Here is a 24642-nt window from a genome sequence, read left to right on the forward strand (position 1 = left end):
ACACAGCGAGCAATGGAGACGACTTCACAGCTGTGCCCTGAAACGCATCACTGTCGACAAGGAGAAGAACGATGAAAACACTGCTTCGCACACGGACCGCCACCATTCTCTCGGCCGGAGCGATCGGGCTCATGGCACTGAGCGGCTGCTCGGGCATGGGTTCGGATTCGGGAAGCGAGAAGTCCGGTTCGGATTCCGGCAGTTCCGAGTCCCAGCCGGCGGACTCGAATGAATCCCAGATGCCCGAGGAGTCCGGCGACGCTTCGATGGAGGACAGCGACCTCGTCGGCTCCGGCTGCAGCTCCTATGCCGAACAGAACCCCGAAGGCGCCGGCTCCGTCGAGGGCATGGCTGAGGATCCGGTCGCCACTGCGGCCTCGAACAATCCGATGCTCTCGACCCTGACCAAAGCGGTCTCGGGCGAACTCAACCCGGATGTCGACCTCGTCGACACGCTCAACAGCGACGAGTTCACGGTCATCGCCCCGACCGACGACGCCTTCGCCGATGTGCCGAAGGACGACCTCGACGCCCTGGCCGAGGACTCCGACGAACTCACGAAGGTGCTGACCTACCATGTCATCCCCGGTCAGCTCTCCCCCGATGAGATCGCCGGCGAACACAAGACCGTCGAGGGTTCGAAGGTCGAGGTGTCCGGTAAGGGCGAGGACATGAAGTTCGACGACGCCGAGCTGGTCTGCGGTGGAGTCAAGACGGCGAATGCCACCGTGTACATGGTCGATGCCGTGATGATGCCGGAGAAGTGAGCGGAGCACTGCATCCGATAGAGGCTCACAGTGCAGTGGCCGGGAATCGATCCTCCGACCGGAGTTCGGTCCCCGGCCACTTCCTCGTTCGCCTTCTCTGCCGTGCCCGCATCTCAGTCCACGACAGCAGCGCTCGCGCCACCGCAGATCAGCACACGTCGGTCCATCACACGCCCGACCGTCACCGGCAGGAGTGAGCGGCCTGTGCTGGGGTGGCATGATGGAGCAATGAGTTCTGATGCCCCGACGGAGGCTTCCACGGATTCCACCGGCGATCTCCTGATGCGCATCGCCGGCGGCGACCGAGCAGCGTTCGAGCGCCTGTTCACGGATCAGTCCCGTCTCCTCCTGGCTGTGATCCTGCGGATCGTGAAGAGCCGGTCTCTGGCCGAGGAAGTCCTCCAGGAGTGCTTCGCCGAGGTGTGGACGCGCTGCGGGCGATTCGATCCCGAGCGCGGCACGGGCAGAGCATGGCTGATCACGCTGTGCCGCAGGCGAGCCATCGACTGTGTGCGCAGCGTTCAGTCCCAGCAGGATCGTGACCTCGCCGACGGTCTGCGCTCGTCCGCGGAGGCAGGCGATCAGGTCGAACAGACGGTCATCGACCGGGCCGAGTCCGACCGCACCGTGACCGCCCTGAAGGTCCTTCCCCCGGAGCAGTCCACGCCGATCGTCATGGCCTTCTACCAGGGACTGACCCACGCCCAGATCTCGGAGAATCTCAAGGTGCCGCTGGGTACCATCAAGTCACGGATCAGAGACGGAATGAAGAAGCTGCGAGACGAGTTGGAGGCGAGCCGATGAGCACCGATCGTGATTATCTGGCCGCCGGCCTGGCCCTCGGCGGGCTCAGCGATGCCGAACTCGCTGAGGCACGTGCCCTGTCCGAGTCCGATCCGGACTTCCGAGCCGAGGTCGCTGCCTATGACGAGGTCATGGCGGAGACGGCAGGATCTGATGAACCGGCCGAGGTCAGTGCCGCAGCTCGTGCGGCGATCCTGCGGATCCCCGAGACCCATGAGCAGGAGACCAGCGCCGAGGTGCAGACCGGAAGACCGGCCGAGTCGTCGCCCGAACCGGCATCGACGTCCGAATCTGCGCCGCCGGCCGAGCCGGTGTCGTTGGCCGAGCGTCGGGAGCGCAGGGGCGGACGCCGATCCTGGCTGCCCTACGTCGCCGCGGCGGCCGTCCTCATCGTCGTCGCTGGTTTCGGAGCGACGATCTGGCAGCAGAATCAGCGTCAGAACGAACTCGAAGCCGATCTCGCGGCGACGCAGCAGCAGCTCGACGAGTCCACTCGACTGATGGAGGCGACCGATCTGCGCACGAGCACCGCCGAGCTGCCGGAAGGCGGATCGGTCACCGTGCTCTCCTCCGAAAGCCAGCAGCTCATCCGACTCAGCCCCAACGACGTCGGACCCGCCCCTTCGGGCAAGTCGATGCAGATGTGGGTGATCGGCGATTCCGGTCCTGAAAGCGTCGGTCTGATGTCGGACAAGGCGGTGACCATCGCCGACGAGAAGTTCTCCGCCGGCAGCGTCTTCGGCATCACGGTCGAACCCGAGGGCGGCTCGAAGCAGCCGACCACGGATCCGATCGTCGCCATCGACCTGTAGCCGCTGCTGGGAGTAGGCTCACTCGCATCAGCGGCGAAGGAGCTCACGATGACCGAATTCGTATGGGACCCCGACTCCTACCGGGCGCTCATGGCCGAGGAGATCCCCGACTACCCACGCCTGCAGGCCGAACTGACCGCCGCCGCGATCGAACACCGGCCGCGGACCGTCCTCGACCTCGGCATCGGCAGCGGACTGACGGCGAAGAACGTCGCCGAGGCACTTCCCGAAGCCCGCTTCCTCGGCATCGACGCCAGCGCCGAGATGCTCGCAGCCGCCGCACGGACCCTCGATCCCGAACGCGCCGAGCTGCGTGAGAGTCGGCTCGAGGATCCGCTGCCGCCCGGTCCCTTCGACCTCGTCATGTCCACGCTGGCGATCCATCACCTCGATGGGCCCGACAAGGCCGATCTCTTCACCCGCATCGCCGAGATCCTCCCCGCAGGCGGCAGGTTCGTGCTCGCCGACCTCATCGTCCCCGCCGATCCTGAGGACGTGGTCACCCCGATCGACGGAGTCGAGGATACTCCCAGCACCCTCGAAGATCAGCTGGCCTGGCTCGCCGAGGCGGGGATGAGAACCCGTGTGCACTGGCGCCACCGCGACCTCGCGGTGGTCAGTGCCAAGAAGCAGCCGATGGCCCGCGCTCCGCGGTGAGCCCGCATCGCGTGCGCAATCCAGTGGGCTCGCTTCGCGCGCTCAGTGCCCCAGAGTCTCCCTCCTGAGCCGGAAGCGTCGCCGCCTCTTTCCCCACGGAGACGGATGCCCGCACACGCGCGCGATGTCTAAGCTGGAGGAATGAGTGGCAGAGACGAGTCGGCGGCCTCGGAGTTCGGAATCCTCACACCCGAGGACCGGAACCCGAAGCGGTCCGATGTCTGGCTCGTCGCGGGGCTGGCCGCCGGTTCGATCGTCTTCGCCGTGCTCTACGCCGGCAGCGGGTTCTGGGACTTCACGTCCCCGCTGTGGGTCACCTGCCTGCTCTCGGTGGCCGTGGCCGTGCCCCTGCTGTGGAGACGACGTCACCCGAATCTCGTCGCCTGGTTCACCGCCGCGCTCTATGTCACTGCGCAGATTCTCAAGGTGATGGAACCCGGAGTCTCGCAGATCATCGTCTTCATCTCCGTCTACGCGATCGGCGCATTCCGCCGCAGCCGGCGGACGGCCTTCATCTCCCGATGTCTGCTGTGCCTGGCCATCTTCGTCTACATCATCGTCGCGGCGATGCTGCAGTACGGCGACCTCGGAGACATGACGCTGCTTCAGTTCGCGGCCGCGACCGGCGTCTCTTTCCTCATCAACGTGGCCTTCTTCGGCGGGGCGTGGCTCTTCGGAGATCGTGCGTGGACTCAACGGCTGCTGTTGGCCGAGCTTCGGGCTGCCAATGCAGAGGTCCGTGAGCAGGAACAGCAGCTGACCCGGCAGGCCCTCGACCTCGAGCGTGTGCGCATCGCACGGGAACTCCATGACGGGGTCGCCCACCATATTGCCGGCGTCGGCATCCATGCGGCCGCCGCGCGTCGCAGCCTTGAGAGGAATCCCGCCAAAGCTCGGGAGTCCTTGCAGGTCATCGAGTCGTCCACGCGCGAAACCGTGGACGAACTGCGGGCCCTCGTCTATACCCTGCGTGATACTCAGTCCTCGCCGGGCCCGGACGATCGGGCCGACGCAGAGGCTGCGACGATGACGACGCACGGCAACCCCGGCCTCGGCGACCTGCCCGAACTCATGGAATCGGCGCGGCGGTTCGGGCAGACGGTCGAGTTCACGACGATCGGCACCGTGCGAGAGCTGACCCCGATCACCGAGATGTCGATCTATCGCGTCATCCAGGAATCGCTGACCAACTGCTCGCGCCACGCGGGAACCGGCGCCGAGGTGGATGTGAGGCTGCGCTACGGCACCGCCGAACTCGAGGTCGAGATCAGTGATGCCCGACCCAGCGGCGGTCCCGCACCGATGAGTTCCCGTGAAGCGCCGCCTGCGGGAGAGGGGCTGGGGCTGGGCATCGTCGGTATGAGGGAGCGCATGAGCGCGCTCGGCGGCAGTCTCGAAGCCGGCCCGAAGTCACGCGGGGGCTGGCTGGTCAGGGCGCGCATCCCCTATCCGCGCAGCACCGCCGAGGCGGTCGAGCTCGAGTACCCAGCGACCGAATATCCAGCACCCGAGAACCCAGCACCCGAGAACCCAGCGAAGGCATCGAGATGATCCGAGTCCTCCTCGTCGACGACCAGTCGATGGTCCGCACCGGCTTCCGCACGATCCTCGAGAGCGAGGACGGCATCACCGTCGTCGGTGAGGCCGAGAACGGCCGGATCGCCATCGATCGCGCCCTCGAACTCTCCCCGGACGTCATCTGCATGGATGTGCAGATGCCTGTCATGGACGGGCTCGAGTCGACCGCGGAGATCGTCCGCCGAGGCGCCGCCGGCGCCGTCCTCATGCTCACGACCTTCGACCGCGACGACTTCCTGTTCCGCGCGCTGGCGGCAGGGGCCAGCGGGTTCCTCCTCAAGACCGCCGAGGCGGAGCAGCTCATCGCCGCCGTCGTCGCCCTGGCCGGAGGCGATGGCCTGCTGTCTCCCGAGGTGACCCGGCGCGTCATCGAACGCTCGGTATCCACGCCGGAACCGACCGCCCCCTCGGCGCCGGAACTCGAGCGGCTGACCGAGCGGGAACTCGAAGTGCTTCGACTGGTGGCGACCGGAGCGAGCAATGCCGAGATCGCCGGCTCGCTCTTCGTCGGTGAGGCGACCGTGAAGACCCATGTGTCGAACCTGTTGACGAAGCTCGACCTCCGCGACCGCATCCACGCCGTGATCTGGGCCTACGAGAACGGTGTCGTCACGATCGGCCGGTACGAGGACAGGCGCTGATCCGGCGCGTGAGCCTGCCATCTCGGCTTCTCGCCTGTCCCCACTCCCCCACACAGGGGGTCGCAATATCACCCGCAGGGCTGATCCCCCGAGGCCGATCTCCGCATAGCGTTGAGGCATGATCACCCTGGACAGCATCAGCCGCAGCTTCGGCGACAAGCAGGTCCTGCACGACCTCAGCTTCGACATCGGCGATGGTCGGATGACCGGATTCGTCGGATCGAACGGTTCGGGCAAGACCACGACCATGCGGATCCTCCTCGGGGTGCTGGCCGCCGACCGCGGACGCATCACCGTCGACGGCGAACCGATCGCCCCGGGCCACCGCAGCGCCATCGGCTACATGCCCGAAGAGCGCGGCCTGTACCCGAAGATGCCGATCATCGACCAGCTCGTCTACCTCGCCCGCTTCCACGGGCTGACCCGCCGGGCCGCGAAGGCGCGCGGACTCGAGCTCCTCGAACAGCTCGAACTGAGGGGCGAGCCGACCGACACCCTCGAATCCGTCAGCCTCGGCAATCAGCAGAAAGTCCAGATCGCCGCCGCCCTCATCCACGACCCGCAGGCCCTCGTCCTCGACGAGCCCTTCTCCGGCCTCGACCCCGCAGCCGTCGAACGCACCCTCGACGTGCTCACCTCCTTCGCCGCCTCCGGCGCCCCGGTGCTGTTCTCCAGCCATCAGCTCGACCTCGTCGAACGCCTCGTCGACGATCTCGTCATCATCAATGACGGCCGCCTCGTCGCCGCCGGCACCACAGAAGAGCTGCGCCGCCAGCGCAGCCTGCCCGAATGGACCCTGCAGGCCGATGCCGATCTCGGCTGGGTGCGCGGGGTGCCCGCGGTCTCCGTCGTCGAACTCGACGGCAACTGGGTCCGCTTCACCGCCCCGGATTCCGCAGCGGCCGAAGCGGTCCTGCGACAGGCCCTGAGCGTGTCATCGGTCTCGTCCTTCGCCCCGCACGAGGTCGCGCTCAACCGACTCTTCCAGGAGGTCACACAGTCATGAGCCGGGCAGTCACGCACAGGGCAGGATTCACCACCGCCATGGGCCTGGTCATCGAACGCGAGATCATGGTCCGCCTCAAGTCCAAGGCGTTCATGATCTCGACGATCCTCTCCATCGTCATCCTCGGCGTGCTCGTCGGGGTCTCGGGGGCGCTGCCCTCTCTGTTCTCCTCCACGGACAAGGTGGCGGTCACCTCGGCGTCGGCGCAGGCCGTGGCCGGCATCGAGGACATCGAGCCCGTCGAAGTCGACGACGCAGGCGAGGCGAAGGCCCTGATCACCGCCGAGGAGGTCGAAGCGGCCGTCCTCGAGTCCCCGAGCTCACCGACCGGGCTCGCCGTGCTCTCCCTGCGCTCGGCACCGGAGTCGCTCATCGCCTCGCTCAGCCTCACGCCTGAGGTCGAACTCCTCGACCCCGACGCCCCGGATCCGACGCTGACATACTTCATCGGGCTCGGCCTCGGCCTGGTGTTCTTCATGGCCGCCATGACCTTCGGCAACACGATCGCCTCCTCGGTCGTGGAGGAGAAGCAGTCGCGGATCGTCGAGATCCTGCTCGCGTCCACCTCGGCGCGGGTGCTCATGTTCGGCAAGGTCATCGCGTGCACTGTCCTCGCCTTCGCACAGATCGGGCTCACCGCGGTCGCGGTGCTGACCGGCGCCGCGATCAGTGGGAACGATCTCGTGCTCGGCAAGGTGGTCGAACCGATCGCCTGGTTCATCCCGCTCTTCGTCGTCGGTTTCGTCATGGTCGCCGCCCTCTACGCGGCCGCCGCGTCCATGGTCTCGCGCACCGAAGACCTGGCTTCGACGAGCACGCCGATCATGATGCTCATCTTCCTGCCCTATATGGGCGTGATCATCTTCTCATCGAACGAGACCGTCATGGCCGTGCTGTCCTACATCCCGTTCTCGGCGGCGGTCGCGGTGCCGATGCGCGTCTTCCTCGGCACGATCGCATGGTGGGAGCCGCTCGTCTCCCTGCTCATCCTCATCGTCACCACACTGCTGGCGCTGCTCCTGGCGACCCGCATCTTCGAGCGCTCGATCCTCAAGTCGGGACCGAAGCTGACGTGGGGCCAGGCGCTCAAGCGGTGACGGGCTGAGGCCTACAGCCAACCGTTCTCCGCGGCGATCCGGGCGGCATCGGCACGGTTGCGAGCGTTCGTCTTCCCGATCGCCGAGGACAGCCGATTCCGCACGGTCCCGGCGGACAGGAACAGCTGAGCGGCCACCTCGTCGACGCTGGCCCCGTCCGCGGCTGCGCGGAGCACATCGGTCTCCCGAGCCGTGAGCGGCGAAGCCCCGTGCATCGTCGATTCGACGACGAGCTCGGGGTCGATGACCGACATCCCGGCCATGACGCGTCGAATCCCGTCGGCGAGGTGGTCGACCGGGGCGTCCTTGACCATGAATCCGCTGACCCCGGCATCCAAGGCTCGCTTGACCCAGCCGGGCCGGCCATAGGTCGTGACGATGATGACCTTGACCTCAGGAAACTCCACGTTCAGGGTCGCGGCGACAGTGAGACCGTCGGGTTCGGGCATGTCCACGTCGAGCAGTGCGACATCGGGGCGGGCCTCGGCGACGGCGGGCACGACCTCGGCGCCGCGGGTGCACTGGGCGACGACCTCGAAGTCGGACTCCATTCCCAGCAGAGCGGCGAGCGCCTCACGGACCATGGTCTGATCGTCAGCGATGAGCAGCGTCGTCACCGGCCTCACCTCCCTCTGCGTCGAGTTCGATGGCATCTGCGCCCCCGCGGGGACGGCCGACGTCCACCTCCGCTCCTTCGACGATGAGTTCGAAGCCGTCATCGGTCCGCTGTGTCCGCAGGCTCCCGCCGAGTGCGAGGGCCCGATTCCGCAATCCCTGCAGCCCGGAGCCGGCACCCACCTCGCCGAGGTTGAGCGTCGCAGCCGGGTGCGCGGGGACATCGTTGCGACCGTTGTCGTTGCTGATGGTCAATCGGTTCCTCTCGAGGACGATGATGACCCGTCGGGCACGGGCGTGCCGGAGGATGTTCGTGCTGCCTTCGCGCAGGCTCCAGGCGAAGAGTTCCCGCAGCCGTGGGTCGACGACATCGACCGAGGTCGGGGCGTCGACCAAGATGTCGGCGGCCCGCAGCGCCCGCGTCGCTTCGACGAGTTCCTCGGCCAGGGAGACCATCCGTGTGCCCTGCACGGTCGTGCGGACGTCGGCGAGCGCGCTGCGGGCGAGTTCTTCGATCTCGGCGATGTGGCGGGCGGCGTCCGGGGAGCCGGCGGCTTCGAGCTTCGCCGCCAGCTGAGCCTTGAGCGCGATGACGGTCAGCGAGTGCCCGAGCACATCATGGACGACCTGGGACACGCGCAGACGTTCGGCCTCCCGTTCGAGCCTGTGGTTCTCCACCTCGGCCGCACGGGCCGCTCTGGCTCGGTCCCCCGCCATGAGAGCCATGACCATGGCGAACCCGGAGATCGAGATTCCGAAGGTGGAGGACCAATCATGAGTCCACCCGGGCACGAGACGTTGAGCCCCCTCGGCGACGAGGAGGGTCGAGGCCGCGATGATGACCCCGGGGACGACCCTGCGGATGGCAACGACGGCAAGGACGGAGATATAGGCGAGGAAGGACAGCGCCTCCTCACCGACGATCGGAACAGCCGCAGCGGTGATGACGATCATGCCGACGATGGAGGCGTTGACGACGACGAGGGCCTGCCGCGTCCGGCGGGCTCGCGGGTTGCGCATCGTGCGGGCGAAGGTGCCCAGGCCGATGCCGCCGGCGATCATGCCGATGTAAAAGACGACCGCAAAGAGGACTGTCAGGCTCACACCCCAGATCCGCTGTGTGCCCTCGTGCTGGATCGAACCCGCGAGCGGGTAGGCGAGGAAGACGAGCCAGAAGAACGGGAAGAACCAGCTCATGAAATTCAGCGGACGCAGCCCGGCAGGCGAGGACCCGGTCCTCGCCTCGCCGGTGGTCTCGTTCGCGGTCACTGGTTCCTTCCTCGGTCACTGTGCCCTGGCTGCATCGTGTTCGCCGTGTGCTCCGGTCGCGATTCCACGGGCCGGTCCGCGACCTGGCCTCCGCTGGCGGCCACCGCGCTCACACTCGTGCGGTGTCCCGGCGCAGGGCCCAGGCCGAGCCTGCGACGAAGATCCCCAGCCACACGATGACGCTGACGATCGCCCAATGATCGTAACCCCCGCCGAGCGGTGCACGGGCGATTTCGCCGACTCCATACGCCGGGGTGAAGCGGGCGATCGTCTGCAGAGTGTCCGGCCAGATCTCCAAGGGGACGAAGAGTCCGCCGATGAGCGAGAGGATTCCGAGGACCATGCTGGCGACCTGGATCGCGTTCTCCGCCGGCAGCAGGTAGCCGAGCATGACGCCGAAGGCCGCGAAGACCCCGGAGGTGAGGATGACGAGGAGGCCGGAGGCGATGAGTGTGCCCAATGGTGCGTGGACACCGGTGACGGCGGCGAGGACGAAGACGACGATGACGGACACCGCACCGAGGGCCATGGACACGATCACCTTGATGAGGATGTAGGCCGCCGGGTGCAGGGGTGTCAGTGCGAGCTGGCGGCTCCAGCCGAGCGCCCGTTCGACGGCGACCTGCGCACCGCCGGTGGTGGTGGCGATCATCGCCCCGTAGGTGGCCAGGGACACCGAGATGTAGAGCGCGGCGTTCGTGTTCCCGAGCATCTCGTCCTTGTTCGTCATTCCGAAGATGAGGTAGAAGACCGCGGGCATGATCATCGTGAAGATCAGTGTGCGCCGGTTGCGCAGCTTCCGCAGCAGTTCGAGCCGCAGCAGGGTGAGGGAGAATCCGCCGAGGCGGGGCACCCGTCGGTTCTCCAGTGAGGTGAGGAACGTCGCCGAGGCGGGGCCCGGTGCCGTGCGCGAGCTGACGGTCCCGGTCGGTCGGGTTGAGTGCTGAACGGACATGTCAGGCTCCTTTCGAGGTGAGGCTGATGAACGCGTCTTCAAGAGAGTGGGAGGTGATCTCGAGGTCGGTGCAGGCGTTGTCGAAGAGCGTCTTGGCCGCCGCGTCCGAGTCGGTGGTGCGCATCTTCAGTCGTCTGGCCGCCACTTCGATAGATTCGACTCCGGCCAGACCGGCGAGGCGGTCGAACAGTTCGCTGACTCCCGCCTCGCTGGTGTCGTCGGTCAGCGGCAGGGTCGCGCTCACGGTCTTCGCCGCGGTCATTCCACGGATCTCGTGGGCAGGTCCGTCGGCGACGACGGTGCCGTCTGCGACGAGGACGACGCGGTCGGCGAATTCGTCGGCCTCTTCGAGGTAATGGGTGGCGAAGAGGATCGTCTTGCCGGTCAGGGCGTCGGCGCGCATCTGGTGCCAGAAGTCGCGGCGGCCGGTGACGTCCATTCCCGTGGTCGGTTCGTCGAGGACGATGAGGGCCGGGTCCGGCAGCAGGGCCATGGCGAAGCGCAGCCGCTGTTTCTGTCCGCCCGAGCACTTCTTCACCACGGCGTCGGCGATGTCGGTGATCCCGGCGCGCTGCAGGACGAGGTCGGTGTCGAGGGAGGAGGCGAAGATCGCGGAGGTGTAGTCGACGGTTTCGCGGACGGTGAGGTCATCGAGCAGACCGCCGGTCTGCATCACCGAGCTGACGAGACCGAGGGCGACCGCCCGCCGAGGCGCCATGCCGAAGATCTCGACCGAGCCCTCGTCCGGCTGCGAAAGTCCCAGCAGCATGTCGATGGTCGTCGTCTTGCCGGCCCCGTTGGGTCCGAGGAAGGCGACGACTTCACCGGGGCGGATGGCCAGGTCGAGGCCGTCGACGGCTTTCAGATCGCCGAAGCTCTTGCTCAGGTGATTGAGACTGACGGCTGCTGGGGAGTCGGTTGTCGTCTGGCTCGGAGGGGCTGAAATGGGTGTGTGAGTCGGTGTCTGCGAAGTCATGTCCACAGACTAGAAAACAGCACTCGCCTGCACTGATGCCATTTGTCACCGAGTCAGTGGTGTCATTTGTCAGCGGTTCGCATCGCGGTCGAGGACTCCGGCGCGAAGAATGGCTGGTCATCGGCGCCGCCATCTTCTTAGCGTCCGGCATCGTCCGTCATCTCCACAGGTCGACCTGGCAGAGTGAGCCCATGGAACCGCTCGAACTCCCGCTGACCACCGACCGTCTGCGCCTGCGCACGTATGTCGAATCCGATGCCGAGGCGCAGCTTCCGATCTTCTCCCGTGAGGACGTCGCCCGGTTCCTCCTCGAGGATCCTTGGACCGCCGAGGTGGCCCGGACGAAGATCGTCGAACGGATGCGACGTACGGGGCTCGAGACCGAATCCCGTGCCCTTGCCCTCGTGATCGAGACCGCGGACGGACTCGACGACATCGCAGGCTCACACGTCATCGGCGATATCTCACTGTGGTTCGATTCGGATTCCCAGGAGAAAGCGGAGATCGGCTGGATCCTCGATCCCGCAGCGGGCGGCCACGGTTTCGCCACCGAGGCGGCCATCGCGGTCCTCAACGTCGCCTTCGACCACTACGGTCTCCACCGGGTCGTTGCTCAGATGGACGCTCGGAACACCTCCTCGGCGAAATTGGCTCGAAGGATCGGCATGCGGGAGGAAGCGCACCTGCGCAAGGACTGGTGGTCGAAGGGCGAATGGACGGACACCCTCATCTTCGGGATGCTCTCCACCGACCGCCAGACGGCCTGACTCTCGGCCATCTGTCCGACTCGACTTTCTGAGATCTCGGACTCTTTCTCCCGGCATCCGTTCTCTGCCGCCGTATCGGTGTGAAAGTCTGATGTGGCCCTGGGGCCGGTCAGACGATCAAACAGGCAAGGTGACCTCGGGCAGTCGAGAGAAGAGGACAGCAGACACCGATGGCTCCAGCCGACAAGGACCGCAACGAGGCGCTCCATACCGACGAAACCGCGAACGGACACGAAGAGAACGTCGGTCTGAGAAGGGGCCTGACCGCCCGGCACATCCGCTTCATGGCCCTCGGCTCAGCCATCGGCACCGGCCTCTTCATGGGCTCCTCCGAGTCGATCCAAGCCGCAGGGCCGGCTGTGCTGCTCGCCTACATCATCGGCGGTGCCGCCGTCTTCATGGTCATGCGCGCCCTCGGCGAGCTGGTCGTCCGCCACCCCGTCTCCGGTTCCTTCGGCCAGTACGCCTCCCGCTACATCCACCCCTTCGCCGGATTCCTCGTCGGCTGGACCTTCGCCTTCGAAATGGTCCTCGTCGCCGTCTTCGACGCCACCGCGATCGGCGTCTACATGGGCTTCTGGTTCGCGGGAGTCCCCCGCTGGATCTGGGTGCTCGCCGTCGTCTTCTTCATCGCCGCCCTCAATATGATCGGCGTCAAGGTCTTCGGAGAGCTCGAATTCTGGTTCGCCCTCATCAAGATCGTCGCGATCATCGCCCTCATCGCCGCCGGCGTGGCCATCATCATCTTCGGCTTCGGCATCGCCGACCACGACCAGCTGGGTCCACAGGCTCTGTTCGACCACGGCGGCTTCTTCCCCAACGGGTTCTGGGGACTGCTCTCATCGTTTACCATCGTGATGTTCGCCTTCGGCGGCATCGAGATCATCGGAGTCACGGCCGGAGAGGCGCAGAATCCGAAACAGGTGCTGCCGGCCGCCATCAACTCGGTGCCGGTGCGCATCCTCCTCTTCTACGTCCTCACCCTCGGCGTGATCATGTGTACCCTGCCCTGGAACCAGATCACCTCCGAGATCAGCCCCTTCGTCGCGATCTTCGATTCCGTCGGCTTCAGCGCAGCCGCCGCCGTCCTCCAGGTCGTCCTCATCACTGCGGCCCTGTCGGCCATCAACGCCGATATCTTCGGTGCGGGCCGGATGCTCCACGGACTCGCTGAACAGGGGCAGGCTCCACGTTCGTTCGCCCGCACCTCGCGCAGCGGCGTGCCCGTGACGACCGTGGTCACGATGATCGTCGCGCTCCTTCTCGGCGTCGTCCTCAACTACCTCTACCCCGACCAGGCGCTGTTCCTCCTCGGTGCGCTGGCGACCTTCGCCACGGTGCTCGTGTGGCTGATCATCCTCGCCTCCCATATCCGGATGAAGAAGGTGATCGCCCAGGAGGCGCGCCTTCCCAGCGAATTCCCGATGCCGCTGTGGCCGGTGGGCTCCTCGATCACCGTCGCGTTCATCGTCTTCGTCGTCGTCATGGTCGGCATCGTCCCCGACTCCCGCCCGGCGCTGTGGGTCGGTCTGCTGTGGGTGGCTGCGCTGTGGCTGTGCTACCTCGCCTTCGTCCGCGGCCATGGCCGCCGACCCTTTGATCTGACCGATCGTACCGAACCCATCACGGCGTCCGGGCAGAACTGAAGACCCGGCTCGCGACGGTCCGCCACGCCGTCGCCTCACGGCGTCCGACGCCGCAGAGTGAGCGAGCCGACGATGATGGCGCCGACGATCCAGCAGGCGATGAAGAGCACCCGCAGCCAGATATAGGCATTGTCCTCATCTCCGGTCGAGACCGCCCCGAGCGCATCGATCGCATGCGACAGCGGCAGCCAGTCGCCGATCACCTCGAGCATATTGGTGGGGATCACCCGTCGACGCCGCGAGGCTGACTGCTCCACCTCCCGAGCCCGAGAAGACTGAGACCGGCGACCAGGACTGTCACAACGGCGAAAGTGATCGTCGAGGTGACGAGCCCTGTCACGAGTGCGAGCGCGCCGACGCCGATGATCGGCGCGGACATGGCCAGGTAGGCGAGGATGAAGTACGAGGTCGTCACGGCCGTCCTGTTCGACACCTCGGTCACGGCGGTGATGGCTCGCATGCCCGTCGTGAAGAGGAAGCCCTGCCCGGCCCCACCGAGGATCGCCGAGGCGACGAGCAGCAGGGTCGAGTCCGCCAGGAGCGCGATCGACAGGGAGGCCATGCAGGCGATCTGAATGATTCCTCCGCATAGGACGAGAGTCCGGTCTGCCAGCCCCTGGAACAGCAGCTGGCACGCAGCCGAGGCCCCGAAGAGCGCGAAGACGACCGCGCCGATGACGGCCGCGGATCCGATGCCCAGGGTCTGCTGCATGAAGCTCGGAGCCACGGCCGAATACAGTCCGGCGATCGCGAAGCTCGCGACGGCGCCTGGCACCGCACGGAGGAAGACCGCCCGTGACTCGGGCGGGATGGCGGGCAGCTGCAGGCGCAGGGAATGGGAACGCGAGAGCGCACTCTCCCTGACGCCCAGCAACGCCGCTCCTGCGAGCAGAAGGAGGACGGCGTGGATGAGGAACGGCGTGAACAGAGGGCGCGGCAATGCCTCGGCGACCGTTCCCGACATGAGGTTGCCCAATCCGAGGCCGCCGATGTTCGCCGCCGTGGCCAGTGACGTCGCGAGCCTGCGCCTGCCGGGCGGAGAATTCTCGAGCACTGTGACAGTCCCGGTGGCTGTGAAGATGCCGGCTGCGATCCCGGATAACACCCTTCCGGTGTAGAGCAGACCGAGATGATCACCGCTCATGAACAGCCCCGCCGAGGCGAGGGAGACGAGGACGCCTGCGGCCAGCAGCGGCTTGCGGCCCCAGGCCTCCGAGAGCCTGCCGAAGAAGACGAGCGCGGCGATGACGGCTCCGGCGTAGATCGAGAAGAGCAGCGTGGTCTGTGTGCTGCCGAACCCGAACTCGACCTGATAGCGCGGGTAGAGCGGCGTCGGCAGAGTGGTGCCGATCATGACGACCGCGAACACATAGGTCGCTGCGGCCAGCGTCCAGCCGGTGCCCGACCGATTGCCGACCGCAGCATGGTCAGCAGCTGTGCTGCGCTTCATCTCTGTCTCCCCTCTCGGACCGTTCGCTTCCTCTTCTCCGCCTGGCTTCCCGACTTGTGTTTCCCGATCCTCACAGGTCGGGACGGCGCCGGGCATATCCGGTGGCGGCCTCGAAGCAGCGGGCGATGCGGAGCACTGTGGCATCACCACCGACCGGTCCGATGATCTGCAGTCCGATCGGCAGACCGGTGGAGCTTAAGCCGGCGGGCACGCTCAGTGCGGGACAGCCCGTGGCGGAGATGAGAGTCGTCGAGTCGACCCACGCCATATAGTCCTCGATCGGTCGAGAGTTGATTCGAGTGGGATATTCGTCCTCCGCGGAGAACGGGAGGACCTGCGAGGTCACCGTGACGAGGACGTCGTGGGTGGAGAAGTAGTCGTTCATCGCCGACCACAGCCGCGCGCGTGCCCGGTCGAAGTCGAAGAGATCGGGCGCCGTGAGCGCGAGGCCGGCGTCGACATCGGCCTGCAGGGAGGCCTTCAGCCGCCCCGGATGGGCCGCATCCACCTCCCGCAGGTTCGCCGCGAACTCATAGGCCCTGGCCGTGCGGAACACACCGAGGGCCGCACGGAGGTCCGGCACGGACTCACTCAGCCGGGCGCCGAGGTCGGCGAACACCGAGGCGGCGACGGCGACCACATCCCTGACTTCGGCCTCGAGTTCGAGCAGACCATCGAGATCGAGAGAGAACCCTGCGGTGATTCCGCTGAGATCGGTCGCCTCCCCGCGCGAAGGCTCGAAATGCGGCGAGGCAGGCCCAGAGCCGGTCCCGCTGCACAGCTCCATAAGCCAGGCGACGTCGTCGACGGTGCGCGCCATGAAGCCCGGCTGGCTCAGCCACTGCCAGGGATCTTCGGGAAAGGTCCGAGGAATCCACCCGTGCGAGGGCCGGAGCCCGACGATGTTGTTGAACGAGGCGGGCAGGCGCAGTGAGCCGCCTGTGTCGGAACCGTCCCCGGCCGCCTGGACTCCGCAGGCGATGGCCGCGGCCGCGCCTCCCGAGGATCCGGCGGCCGACCGGGTGGTGTCGAAGGGGTTCCTCGTCGTCCCGAAGACGCGGTTGGCCGTGTGCGCTCCGGCCGCGAATTCGGGCACGTTCGACTTGCCCGTGGAGATCACGCCTGCCGCCTGCAGCCGAGCGACGACGGTGCTGGTCCGCTGCGGCACATGGTCGGCGAAGAGCTCGCTGCCGTAGGTCGTGCGCATACCTGCGGTGTCATGCGTGTCCTTGTGGGTCATGGGCACTCCGCAGAGTGGCGGCAGGCCCTCTTCACCGGCCGCACGCCGCCGGTCCGCCTCACGCGCCGCGGCGAGCGCGCGTTCGGGTTCGAGGGTGACGATCGCGTTCGTCGCCGGGTTGATCTCGGCAATGCGGTCGAGGTGCGCGGTCACGAGCTCGACGCTGCTGATCTCAGCGCTGTCGAGAGCGGCCGCCTGCTCGGCCAGGGACAGCCACGTCGGCGACTCCGTCGTCAACGACGACCGGCCAGGAGACCGAGGCAGACGCCGAGCAGCGCTGCACCCGCACCGACGGCGGCGCCGACGACGAAGCCGTCGCCGCAGGATCGATGGCTGCGGGCCGCCCAGGCGGCGGGAACCGCGGCATCAGCCGGTGCGGACGAAACTGCGGGCGCGCCCGCGGCGACGGTGCCCGATGCGACAGGAGCGGCAGCACCGGAACCGGAGAGCCCGTCCGCCTCCGCTCCGGACGAAGCACCTGCGGGCGCACCCTTCTCCGGCACACCGTCGCGGATGGCCGCGTCGATGTCGGCGAAGAACTTTTTCGCGATGCGTTTGGCGACCCCGCCGAGCATCCGCTGTCCGACTCCCCCGATCGGCCCGCCGAGCACGGCATCGGCTTCCCAGGTGATGTCGCTGCCGCCCTCGGCTCCGGGAGCCAGTGCCACCGAGATGTCCGCGCCGATCGTTCCCGGTCCGCCCGCGCCCTTGGCGCTGAGCACGAACGACGTGCCCTCGACCTCCTCGGAGAAGACGACGGTGCCCTTGTATGTGCCCTTGATGGCGGCGACGCCCATGGTGAGGACGACGTCGAAGCTGCCCTCACCGGTCCGGGTGAAGCTCTCGACTCCCGGAATGGTCGCGGCGAGGATCGACTCGTCGTGGAATGCGGCATAGGCCGTCGCCGGATCGGCGATCATCGTGGCTGTGGAGGAGATGAGCATGGTTCGGATGTCCTTCGGTCGGATTCAGCGGGAGCGATTGAGCTCGCCCGCGGCATGGTTAGTTCTCATATGCCACAGGGTCGAGGGGTCCAGCGGCATCGAGCGGATGGGGATCCCTTCGGCGTCCTCGAGCGCCGAGGCGATGGCAGTGGCGGCGGGAATCGTGCCGGCCTCGCCGGCCCCCTTGATGCCGAGCGGATTGAGCGGACTCGGAGTCTCGAGGTGGTCGGTCTCGACGTGGGGGACCTCGGACGCGAAGGGCATGAGGAAGTCCATGAAGGAGGCGTTGAGCAGCTGTCCGTCGGCGTCATAGGCCATCTTCTCGTACAGCGCCCCGCCGACTCCTTGGGCCACACCTCCGTGGACCTGCCCTTCGACGACGAGCGGGTTGACCATCGGTCCGCAGTCGTGGACGACACAGTAGCGGAGGATTCTGATGTCCGCGGTCTCTGGATCGGTCTCGACGATCGCGGCATGCATGCCGTTGGCCACGGTTGAGCGCAGCGGCGAGAAGAACTCCTGTTCCTCAAGCCCCGGTTGCTCTCCCGGCCCGATCGAGGGCTCGTCCTCGGCGGAGTCCTTGGCGAACTGGGTGGCCGCCCGTGCACTCTCGTCGAAGGCGTAGCGCAGCGGGTTCGACAGCACCGACACCGCCGCCAACGGCATCGACGCGCTGGGATCGCCCTTGACCTGGATCATGCCCTCGTCGATCTCAAGGTCCTCAGGATCGGCCTCGAGGGACTCGCCGGCGATCCGCAGAGCCTTCTGCCTCACCTTTTTCGCGGTGAGGTGGAGTGCGTTGCCGGCCATGACCGCTCCGCGCGAACCCCACGTGCCCACCGAATAGGGCAGCTTGCGCGTATCGCCGGTCTTAACATGGACTGTCTCGAGCGGGACTCCCAGCTCATCGGCGACGATCTGGGCGAAGACCGTCGCATGGGCCTGCCCGTGGGTCGTCAGGCCGGTCCAGACGTTCACCCGTCCGGAGGACTCGACCTCGATGTGTCCGCCTTCGTAGGGCCCGGCGCCGGTGCTCTCGATGTAGCAGGCGAGGCCGATGCCCACCCGGCGTCCCTCGCTGCGGGCCTGCTCACGGTAGGTTTCGAACTCGTCCCAGCCGACGATCGACTTGAGTTTGTCCATCGAGGTGACGAAGTCTCCCGAGTCGATGCAGCCCTCGGCTCCGTCCTGCATCCGTAGGCCCATAGGATGCGGGAAGTCGCGGACGAAGTTGCGCAGGCGCACCTCGGTGCGGTCGAGGCCGAGTTCGGCGGCGATCGCGTCCATCGTCCTCTCCATCATGAACACCGCATGGGCGCGACCGGCACCACGGTACGGGGTGACCATGACGGTGTTCGTGTACAGCGACCAGTACTCGACGCGGAACGTTGGGATCACGTACGGGCCCATGATGTGGGTGGAGGTGTTGAGCGGGACTATCACGCCGTAGGGCAGGTAGGCGCCGTTGTCATGCCAGAACTTCACGTCGAGTCCGAGAATCCGGCCCTCGTCGTCGAAGCCGACCTTGACCCATTGGGTCTGCGCTCTTTCGTGGGCGGAGGAGATGAAGTGCTCGCGACGGTCCTCGGTCCATTTGACAGTGGTCTCGAGCGCACGCGCGGCGCAGGCCACGGCGAGCTCCTCCGGCCAGGGGTGGTTGATCTTCACACCGAAGGCTCCGCCGACGTCGGGGGTGATGACCTCGACCCGGGTCAGCGGGATCTCGAGCTTGGCTGCGAGCACGGCCCGCAGACCCGTGCTCGTCTGCGTCGAGGAATGGACCTCCAGGCTCTCCTCGCCGGGATCCCACCGTGCCACGACGCCCTTGCCCTCCATCGGCATGCAGGCGCTACGCTCGAATTCGAGGTCGAGTTCGAGGACATGGGGCGCGCCCTCGAGCCCCGCATCGACATCGCCGACGTCCTGCACGATGTGAGCGGCGACGTTGTCCTCCATCCCCTCATGGACGATTCGCGTTCCCTCGCGGGACGCTTCGACGCCGACGACGGCCTCGCGGAAGCTGTACTCGACCTCGATGCGGTTCGCAGCGTCCTCCGCGATGTAGCGGTTCTCGGCGATGACCATGACGATGGGCTCACCGACGAAGTTCACATGGTCCTTGGCCAGGGCGTAACCGGTGTGCGGGGCGACGATGGAGGGATGCGGAATGAGCATCGGCAGCCGTTCCGCGGCCTGTCCGGGCAGGTCCTCGTGCGTCCACACCGCGATGACACCGGTGACGTCGAGGGCGCCGGTGACGTCGATGTCGAGGATGTCGGCATGGGCGTGGGGGCTGCGCACGAATGCGGCTGCGATCGCCGTTCCCGAGACGTCGTCGACATACCGGCCGTGGCCGGTGAGCAGGCGTGGGTCTTCGCGTCGGGTGATCTTCTGGCCGAAGAGGCGAGTGGTCATTGCGAGGCTCCCTCTGCGCGCAGTTCGGCGGCTCGACACACTGCGGAGACGATGTTCTGGTAGCCGGTGCAGCGGCAGAGGTTACCGGATACGGCCTCGCGCGCCTCTTCCGCGGTGGGGTTCGGATTCTCGTCGATGTAGGCGTCGATGGTCGTGACGAAGCCCGGGGTGCAGAAGCCGCACTGGAGACCGTGGCAGTCGATGAAGGCCTGTTGGACGTCAGACGGGTTCTCGGGATCGTCGCCGATACCCTCGACCGTTGTGATCTCATGGCCCTGAGCCGTGACGGCGAACATCAGGCAGGAGCGCACGGGCTCACCGTCGAGCTGGACCGTGCAGGCCCCGCAGACTCCGTGTTCGCAGCCCACATGGGTGCCCGTCAGCTCCAGGTCCTGCCGGAGCACGTCCGAGAGCAGCTTCCGGTCGGGAACCTCGAGCTCGTAGAGGGTGCCGTTGACTGCGAGTCGGATGTTCGATGTCGGTTCTGTGTCGATGTCTTCGGTCATGCTCGCCTTCTCTCCGTGTCGTCACCGGTCGTCACGACCGGGCTGTCCTCGCCGCGCGAATCCGCGGCCGTGCCGCGACCGCTCGCGCCGTCGCTGCGGCACAGGCGCCGGAACAGGCGGGAGGCGATCACTCCGGCAAGGTGTCTCCGGTAGTCCGCCGAGGCGTGGATGTCTCCACCGGGGTCGATGAAGTCGCGCGCCGCCTCGGCGACCGTGGCGGCGACCTCGGAGGCATCGCTGAGCCTTGCGCCCGATACGGCTTCGCCGAGGTCGAGGATGTCGGGAACGTCGGTGACGGAGACGAATCCACAACGCAGCCCCGTCACAGTCTCGCCGTCGACGTCGAGGATCATCCCCACTCCCGCAAGCGCGTAGTCCCCGCTGCGCCGGGCGAGTTCGTCGAAGCCTGTGCGCGAACCCGCAGACAGCGCTGGGAAGATCGCACGGGTGATGAGCTCATCGGATTCCAGCGAGGTCTCCAACGGCCCGATGTTGAGTTCCTCGGCGCCCAATGTCCTCTCACCGCGTCGGCTGCGCGCCTCGATGCGACCACCGGTGAGCGCGAGGACCATCGGCATCTCGCCGTTGGGATCGGCATGGGCGATCGAGCCGACGGTCGTGCCCCGATTGCGCACCGCGGGGTGCGCAACGAAACGCAGAGCCTCGCCGAGGAGAGGGTTGGCCCTGGTGACTTCCGCGCTGCGTTCGACCCGTCGATGCGTGACGCTCGCTCCCACGCAGATCTCCTCCGAACCGTCGGCGTCCGAGACCTCGAGCTCGTCGATACCAACCACGGAAGTGATGTCGAAGAGATCGCTGGGAGCGGCCAGGCGCATGTTGAGGACGGGAACGAGGCTCTGGCCTCCGGCGAGGATCTTTCCGGTGTCACCTCGAGCGGCAAGGAGGTCGAGAGTCTCGTCGACTGTCGTCGGTCGATGGATTCGCAGGGGTGATGGCTTCATCGTCTCATTCACTCGATTCCTGACCGCGTCGGCCGCGGTCGCTTTCCGCACCATCGACAACACGTCCTTGGTGCCCTTCCCGCCCGACAGAGAGACCAGCCCCACCGGCACCGCCGTCGGAGTCGGAAAGCATGTCAGCAGGTGCCAACCGGCGGGCAACATGGTACATGACCAGCATAGATATGGTTCCCAAGGCAATTCCCGAGAGGACGAAATCCTCGCTGAAGTTCAGGCTCACATCGCCGATCGCAATGATCAGGCCCGCCGAGACAGGCACGATGTTGAGCGGGTTAGCGAAGTTCACGCGGTTCTCGATCCAGATCTTCGCGCCCAGCATGCCGATCATGCCGTAGAGGACGACGGTGATACCTCCTAGGACACCTCCGGGTACCGCTGAGATGAGGGCGCCGAACTTCGGCGAGAGGCCGAACAGGATCGCCACCAGAGCGGCAACCCAGTAGGCAGCTGTCGAATAGACCCGAGTCGCTGCCATGACTCCGATGTTTTCCGCGTAAGTCGTCGTCGGAGAACCGCCCACGGAAGTGGCGACGACGGTTGCGACGCCATCGCCGATGACGGCACGGCCCATATACTTGTCGAGCGGGGCTCCCGTCATCTCTTCAACGGCTTTGACGTGACCAGCATTCTCGGCGACGAGGGCGATGATGCCAGGAAGCATGACGATGATAGCCGCGGCATTGAAAACGGGCAGATGGACACCGACGACTCCGGCCGCGGTGTCGGTCATGGGCGGAAATCCGATCCAGGGCGCCGTAGCGACACCAGAGAAGTCGACACGGAAGTGGGTCGTCACCTCACCAGCGGTAGCACTGAAAGAGGTGATCTGGCCGAACACCTGGTCGAAGATCCAGGACAGCACATAACCGAGCACAAGGCCGAGGAAGACAGCGATGCGACCAAGGAAGCCACGCACCCATACTGATACGAAGACGATGAAGACCATGACGATGACGGCGATCCACTGGTCCTGAGGCCAATAGGTGTTCGCAACCACCGGTGCGAGATTGAAGCCAATAAGCATGACGACGCCGCCGGTGACGACGGGCGGAAGGACTTTCATCAAAGCTGCAGAGCCGATGTAGTGGATGAACGTACCGACGAGGGCAAGGATGACGCCCGAAACCATGATCGCACCGGTGACCTCTGCGGGAGTACCTCCCTGAGCGGTGACAGCTGTGACGCCCCCGACGAAGGCGGCCGAGGTGCCGACATAGCTGGGCACCTTGCCCTTGACGATGAGCAAAAAGATGATCGTGCCGACTCCGGACATCATTACTGCCAGCTGCGGATTGAGCCCCATGATGATCGGGAAGACGAAGGTCGCTCCGAACATCGCAACGACGTGCTGGACGCCGAGCCCTACGGTTCTGCCCCACGTCAGGCGCTCGTCCGGAGCAACAGCCTGCCCAGGCGCTATGGTCTTTCCGTCGCCGTGGAGCTTCCAGGAAAACATCGACATGTGCCTCTCCTCATCGTTGAGAATTGCCGGCTCCGATACATGGTTCGTCAGTGATATAGGCCGCTTGACTCGATGTCTGCACGGTTACGGACCACTCCGACTCAGGAACCGACTCTATTGCGCCCTCGAGTCCTGTATCACGTCATTTCCTGCCAAAGAGAGACCCGGACCTTCGGCAGTCTTCGCCAACTTCCCTACTCGCAACATTCCTGCTCCGCAGATCCCGAACCCGCGCCTTCAGGGCAGCTTGACGATCTGCAGGGCGAGCGCGAGGGAGAGCCGCAGGTCCGGGTCCTCGGTAAAGGGACCGACCATCTGCTCGAGCTTGCCGATCCGGTAACGCAGAGTGTTGTAGTGGAAGAACAGCGCCCGCGCGGTCTCGGCGACGTTGAGATTATGGTCGAGCAGCTCCTGCAGGGTCTCGCGCAGCCCCGCGTACTCCTCCTTGGCATCAGTCGCCAATGGTCCGAGGACCTCTTCGGCGAAGTTGCGCAGCTCGGTCTGCTCCCCGACCTGGAGCAGCAGTCGGTAGACGCCGAGAGAGTCATAGTGACGCAGACCCTGACCGCGGGCGAGCTGCCGGCCGACCTCGAGCGCCCGCATCGCCTCCTGATAGGCCGGTGCCAGACGCGAGACGCCCTCGGCGGGGCGAGAGATCCCGACGGAGAACTGTCGCCGTCCGCCTCCCCCGTGCCCCCTCACCGAGGAGACGAATTCCTCCAAGCGACGGACTATCCTCTCTCGTGGTTCCGCTGCCAGGAGCACGATCACCTGATCGCCCGAGCCGACTACCGCCGCACGAGGATCGAACTGGGAGACGACCTTCGTCCAAGCGTCGGCGAACAGCGACTGCATCGTGCGTTTATTGCTCGCGTCCGTGGAATCGGCTTCGGAATCCACCTCGGCGACCGCGATGCTGATCGGCCGGTCGAGGTCCCAGCCGAGCGAGTGTGCGTGGGAGAGCACCCGGTCACTCGAGGCGATGTGACCGCGCAGCACTTCGAGGACGAAGTCGGTGCGGTACTTGCTCTCGACAGCGGTGATGGCCTGCTCGCGGGTGATGACGAGGGCGGCCGCGGCCGCGGCCTGCTCGAGCAGACGGAAGTCGCCCGCTCTCAGCGTCCGGGCGCCGAAGGCGACGATCCGGCCGAGGTTCGAAGCGGCGGGCAGAGTCTCGTCCGCCGGCCGCCGACCACCCTCGATGACGACGTTTCCCCAGTTCAGTGCCTCGTTCGCGGTAGTGTTTTCGTCTCGGCCGGGCCCTGTGCGTGCACTGCGCGCGTCTCCGCTGCCGCCTCGGGGTTCGCCGCGTCGACTGGCGCCAGCGGGTTCGTCCTCGACACGGAACCGGCCGGAACGGTCGAAGCACTCGAGAGCGGAGACTTCGGCAGACGAGACCTCCGCATCGGCCGTGCGCAGACATCTCACACGGCCGTCAAGCGTCGTCACCGCAGCGGCCACGCCCGTCCACTGTGCGAGCATGCGGCACACGTCCGCGAGGTCCCCGCCGCCGACCACAACGTCGACGAGTTCGCGCATCGACGCCTCCGTGCGAGCGATGACCTGAGCGCGCCGGTCGAGATTGCCGGTGAGCACCTCCTGCATGATCTCGTCGAAGCCGACGTCCTCGCCGAGGTGGATGAGCGGCAGGCCGAGGGCATCCGCGGCTCTCACGGCAGCCTCGGGGATCTGCTCGAGATAGCGCCCGGATTTGAGGCCGATGGCCGCCAGTCCGTGCCGGTCGAAGGTCTCGAGCAGACCCGCGAGGTCCTCGGGACGGTCACGGATCGGATACGCGGTCGTGAGCATCAGCTCCCCGGGCTTGACCCAGGGCAGGATGTCCGGAACCTCCATGACGTTCGACAACTCGACGACTCTGTCGAGACCGGCGGCACCGCCGATGAGTCTGGCCCCACGCATGCTCGGCAGGCTGAGCACATCCGCCACGGTGAGGGATTCGGCGGAGAAACCGTGTCCTTCTCCCCCGTCGAATGTCAATTCCTGCTGACCACATCCCGAAACCTTGGCATCATTTGACATGCATTGACGATAACA

The 24642-nt window shown here is 66.3% G+C and carries 23 protein-coding genes; 10 read left to right on the forward strand and 13 right to left on the reverse strand.

Annotation, left to right across the window (positions count from 1 at the left end):
• Window positions 1–71 precede the first annotated feature (71 nt).
• The 8 genes from IIE29_RS06055 (at window position 72) to IIE29_RS06090 (ending at window position 7362) form a co-directional block, all read left to right on the forward strand.
• The gene (locus tag IIE29_RS06055; protein WP_209324336.1) at window positions 72–767 is read left to right on the forward strand and encodes a fasciclin domain-containing protein; all 696 of its coding nucleotides are present in this window, start codon (window positions 72–74) and stop codon (window positions 765–767) included.
• Window positions 768–995: 228 nt separating this feature from the next.
• The gene (locus tag IIE29_RS06060; RefSeq protein WP_209324337.1) at window positions 996–1571 is read left to right on the forward strand and encodes a sigma-70 family RNA polymerase sigma factor; all 576 of its coding nucleotides are present in this window, start codon (window positions 996–998) and stop codon (window positions 1569–1571) included.
• The gene (locus IIE29_RS06065) at window positions 1568–2383 is read left to right on the forward strand and encodes an anti-sigma factor (protein WP_209324338.1); all 816 of its coding nucleotides are present in this window, start codon (window positions 1568–1570) and stop codon (window positions 2381–2383) included. The genes IIE29_RS06060 and IIE29_RS06065 overlap by 4 nt, the downstream gene beginning before the upstream one ends.
• Window positions 2384–2431: 48 nt before the next feature.
• Window positions 2432–3040, forward strand: a complete 609-nt coding sequence (locus IIE29_RS06070) for a class I SAM-dependent methyltransferase (protein ID WP_209324339.1) — start codon at window positions 2432–2434, stop codon at window positions 3038–3040.
• Between the two features lie 141 nt (window positions 3041–3181).
• Window positions 3182–4591: a sensor histidine kinase gene (locus tag IIE29_RS06075; protein ID WP_209324340.1), complete on the forward strand. Its 1410-nt coding sequence runs from the start codon at window positions 3182–3184 to the stop codon at window positions 4589–4591.
• A complete protein-coding gene (locus tag IIE29_RS06080; RefSeq protein ID WP_209324341.1) occupies window positions 4588–5259 on the forward strand; it encodes a response regulator in 672 nt (223 codons plus the stop codon). Before IIE29_RS06075 ends, IIE29_RS06080 begins: the two co-directional genes overlap by 4 nt.
• A 118-nt stretch (window positions 5260–5377) precedes the next feature.
• On the forward strand, window positions 5378–6265 hold the full coding sequence (locus IIE29_RS06085) for an ABC transporter ATP-binding protein (protein ID WP_209324342.1): 888 nt from the start codon (window positions 5378–5380) through the stop codon (window positions 6263–6265).
• Window positions 6262–7362, forward strand: coding sequence for an ABC transporter permease (locus tag IIE29_RS06090; protein WP_209324343.1), 1101 nt, complete (start codon window positions 6262–6264; stop codon window positions 7360–7362). The genes IIE29_RS06085 and IIE29_RS06090 overlap by 4 nt, the downstream gene beginning before the upstream one ends.
• An 11-nt stretch (window positions 7363–7373) precedes the next feature.
• Here the strand turns inward: IIE29_RS06090 and IIE29_RS06095 are convergent, their stop codons facing one another.
• The 4 genes from IIE29_RS06095 to IIE29_RS06110 all read right to left on the reverse strand — a co-directional run bounded on the left by IIE29_RS06095 (window position 7374) and on the right by IIE29_RS06110 (window position 11177).
• Window positions 7374–7979, reverse strand: coding sequence for a response regulator transcription factor (locus IIE29_RS06095; protein ID WP_209324344.1), 606 nt, complete (start codon window positions 7977–7979; stop codon window positions 7374–7376).
• The gene (locus IIE29_RS17115) at window positions 7957–9246 is read right to left on the reverse strand and encodes a sensor histidine kinase (protein ID WP_209324345.1); all 1290 of its coding nucleotides are present in this window, start codon (window positions 9244–9246) and stop codon (window positions 7957–7959) included. Before IIE29_RS17115 ends, IIE29_RS06095 begins: the two co-directional genes overlap by 23 nt.
• 109 nt (window positions 9247–9355) lie before the next feature.
• Window positions 9356–10201, reverse strand: a complete 846-nt coding sequence (locus IIE29_RS06105) for an ABC transporter permease (RefSeq protein ID WP_209324346.1) — start codon at window positions 10199–10201, stop codon at window positions 9356–9358.
• A gap of 1 nt (window position 10202) precedes the next feature.
• Window positions 10203–11177, reverse strand: coding sequence for an ABC transporter ATP-binding protein (locus IIE29_RS06110; protein WP_209324347.1), 975 nt, complete (start codon window positions 11175–11177; stop codon window positions 10203–10205).
• A gap of 191 nt (window positions 11178–11368) precedes the next feature.
• Between IIE29_RS06110 and IIE29_RS06115 the strand changes: the two genes are divergently transcribed.
• Window positions 11369–11944, forward strand: a complete 576-nt coding sequence (locus IIE29_RS06115; protein WP_209324348.1) for a GNAT family N-acetyltransferase — start codon at window positions 11369–11371, stop codon at window positions 11942–11944.
• A gap of 170 nt (window positions 11945–12114) precedes the next feature.
• Complete coding sequence (locus IIE29_RS06120; RefSeq protein WP_209324349.1) at window positions 12115–13590, forward strand: amino acid permease; 1476 nt, start codon at window positions 12115–12117, stop codon at window positions 13588–13590.
• A 35-nt stretch (window positions 13591–13625) separates the two neighbouring features.
• Here IIE29_RS06120 and IIE29_RS06125 read toward each other — a convergent pair whose 3' ends face one another.
• The 9 genes from IIE29_RS06125 to IIE29_RS06165 all read right to left on the reverse strand — a co-directional run bounded on the left by IIE29_RS06125 (window position 13626) and on the right by IIE29_RS06165 (window position 24627).
• Entirely contained in the window at window positions 13626–13817 is a 192-nt protein-coding gene (locus tag IIE29_RS06125) for a hypothetical protein (RefSeq protein WP_209324350.1), read from the reverse strand.
• The gene (locus IIE29_RS06130) at window positions 13814–15040 is read right to left on the reverse strand and encodes an MFS transporter (RefSeq protein ID WP_209324351.1); all 1227 of its coding nucleotides are present in this window, start codon (window positions 15038–15040) and stop codon (window positions 13814–13816) included. Before IIE29_RS06130 ends, IIE29_RS06125 begins: the two co-directional genes overlap by 4 nt.
• Window positions 15041–15110: 70 nt before the next feature.
• Complete coding sequence (locus tag IIE29_RS06135) at window positions 15111–16517, reverse strand: amidase (RefSeq protein WP_209324352.1); 1407 nt, start codon at window positions 16515–16517, stop codon at window positions 15111–15113.
• A complete protein-coding gene (locus tag IIE29_RS06140) occupies window positions 16514–17224 on the reverse strand; it encodes an SRPBCC family protein (RefSeq protein WP_209324353.1) in 711 nt (236 codons plus the stop codon). Before IIE29_RS06140 ends, IIE29_RS06135 begins: the two co-directional genes overlap by 4 nt.
• A 24-nt stretch (window positions 17225–17248) precedes the next feature.
• The gene (gene cutA, locus IIE29_RS06145; protein ID WP_209324354.1) at window positions 17249–19639 is read right to left on the reverse strand and encodes an aerobic carbon-monoxide dehydrogenase large subunit; all 2391 of its coding nucleotides are present in this window, start codon (window positions 19637–19639) and stop codon (window positions 17249–17251) included.
• Window positions 19636–20145 (reverse strand): (2Fe-2S)-binding protein, encoded by a 510-nt coding sequence (locus IIE29_RS06150; protein WP_209324355.1) that lies wholly within the window; start codon window positions 20143–20145, stop codon window positions 19636–19638. The genes cutA and IIE29_RS06150 overlap by 4 nt, the downstream gene beginning before the upstream one ends.
• Window positions 20142–21107: an FAD binding domain-containing protein gene (locus IIE29_RS06155; RefSeq protein ID WP_209324356.1), complete on the reverse strand. Its 966-nt coding sequence runs from the start codon at window positions 21105–21107 to the stop codon at window positions 20142–20144. Before IIE29_RS06155 ends, IIE29_RS06150 begins: the two co-directional genes overlap by 4 nt.
• A gap of 4 nt (window positions 21108–21111) precedes the next feature.
• Entirely contained in the window at window positions 21112–22587 is a 1476-nt protein-coding gene (locus IIE29_RS06160; protein WP_209324357.1) for a uracil-xanthine permease family protein, read from the reverse strand.
• Window positions 22588–22824: 237 nt separating this feature from the next.
• Window positions 22825–24627 (reverse strand): PucR family transcriptional regulator, encoded by a 1803-nt coding sequence (locus IIE29_RS06165; RefSeq protein WP_209324358.1) that lies wholly within the window; start codon window positions 24625–24627, stop codon window positions 22825–22827.
• Window positions 24628–24642 lie beyond the last annotated feature (15 nt).

The sequence above is a fragment of the Brevibacterium renqingii genome (assembly GCF_017808095.1).
Taxonomy (GTDB): domain Bacteria; phylum Actinomycetota; class Actinomycetes; order Actinomycetales; family Brevibacteriaceae; genus Brevibacterium; species Brevibacterium renqingii.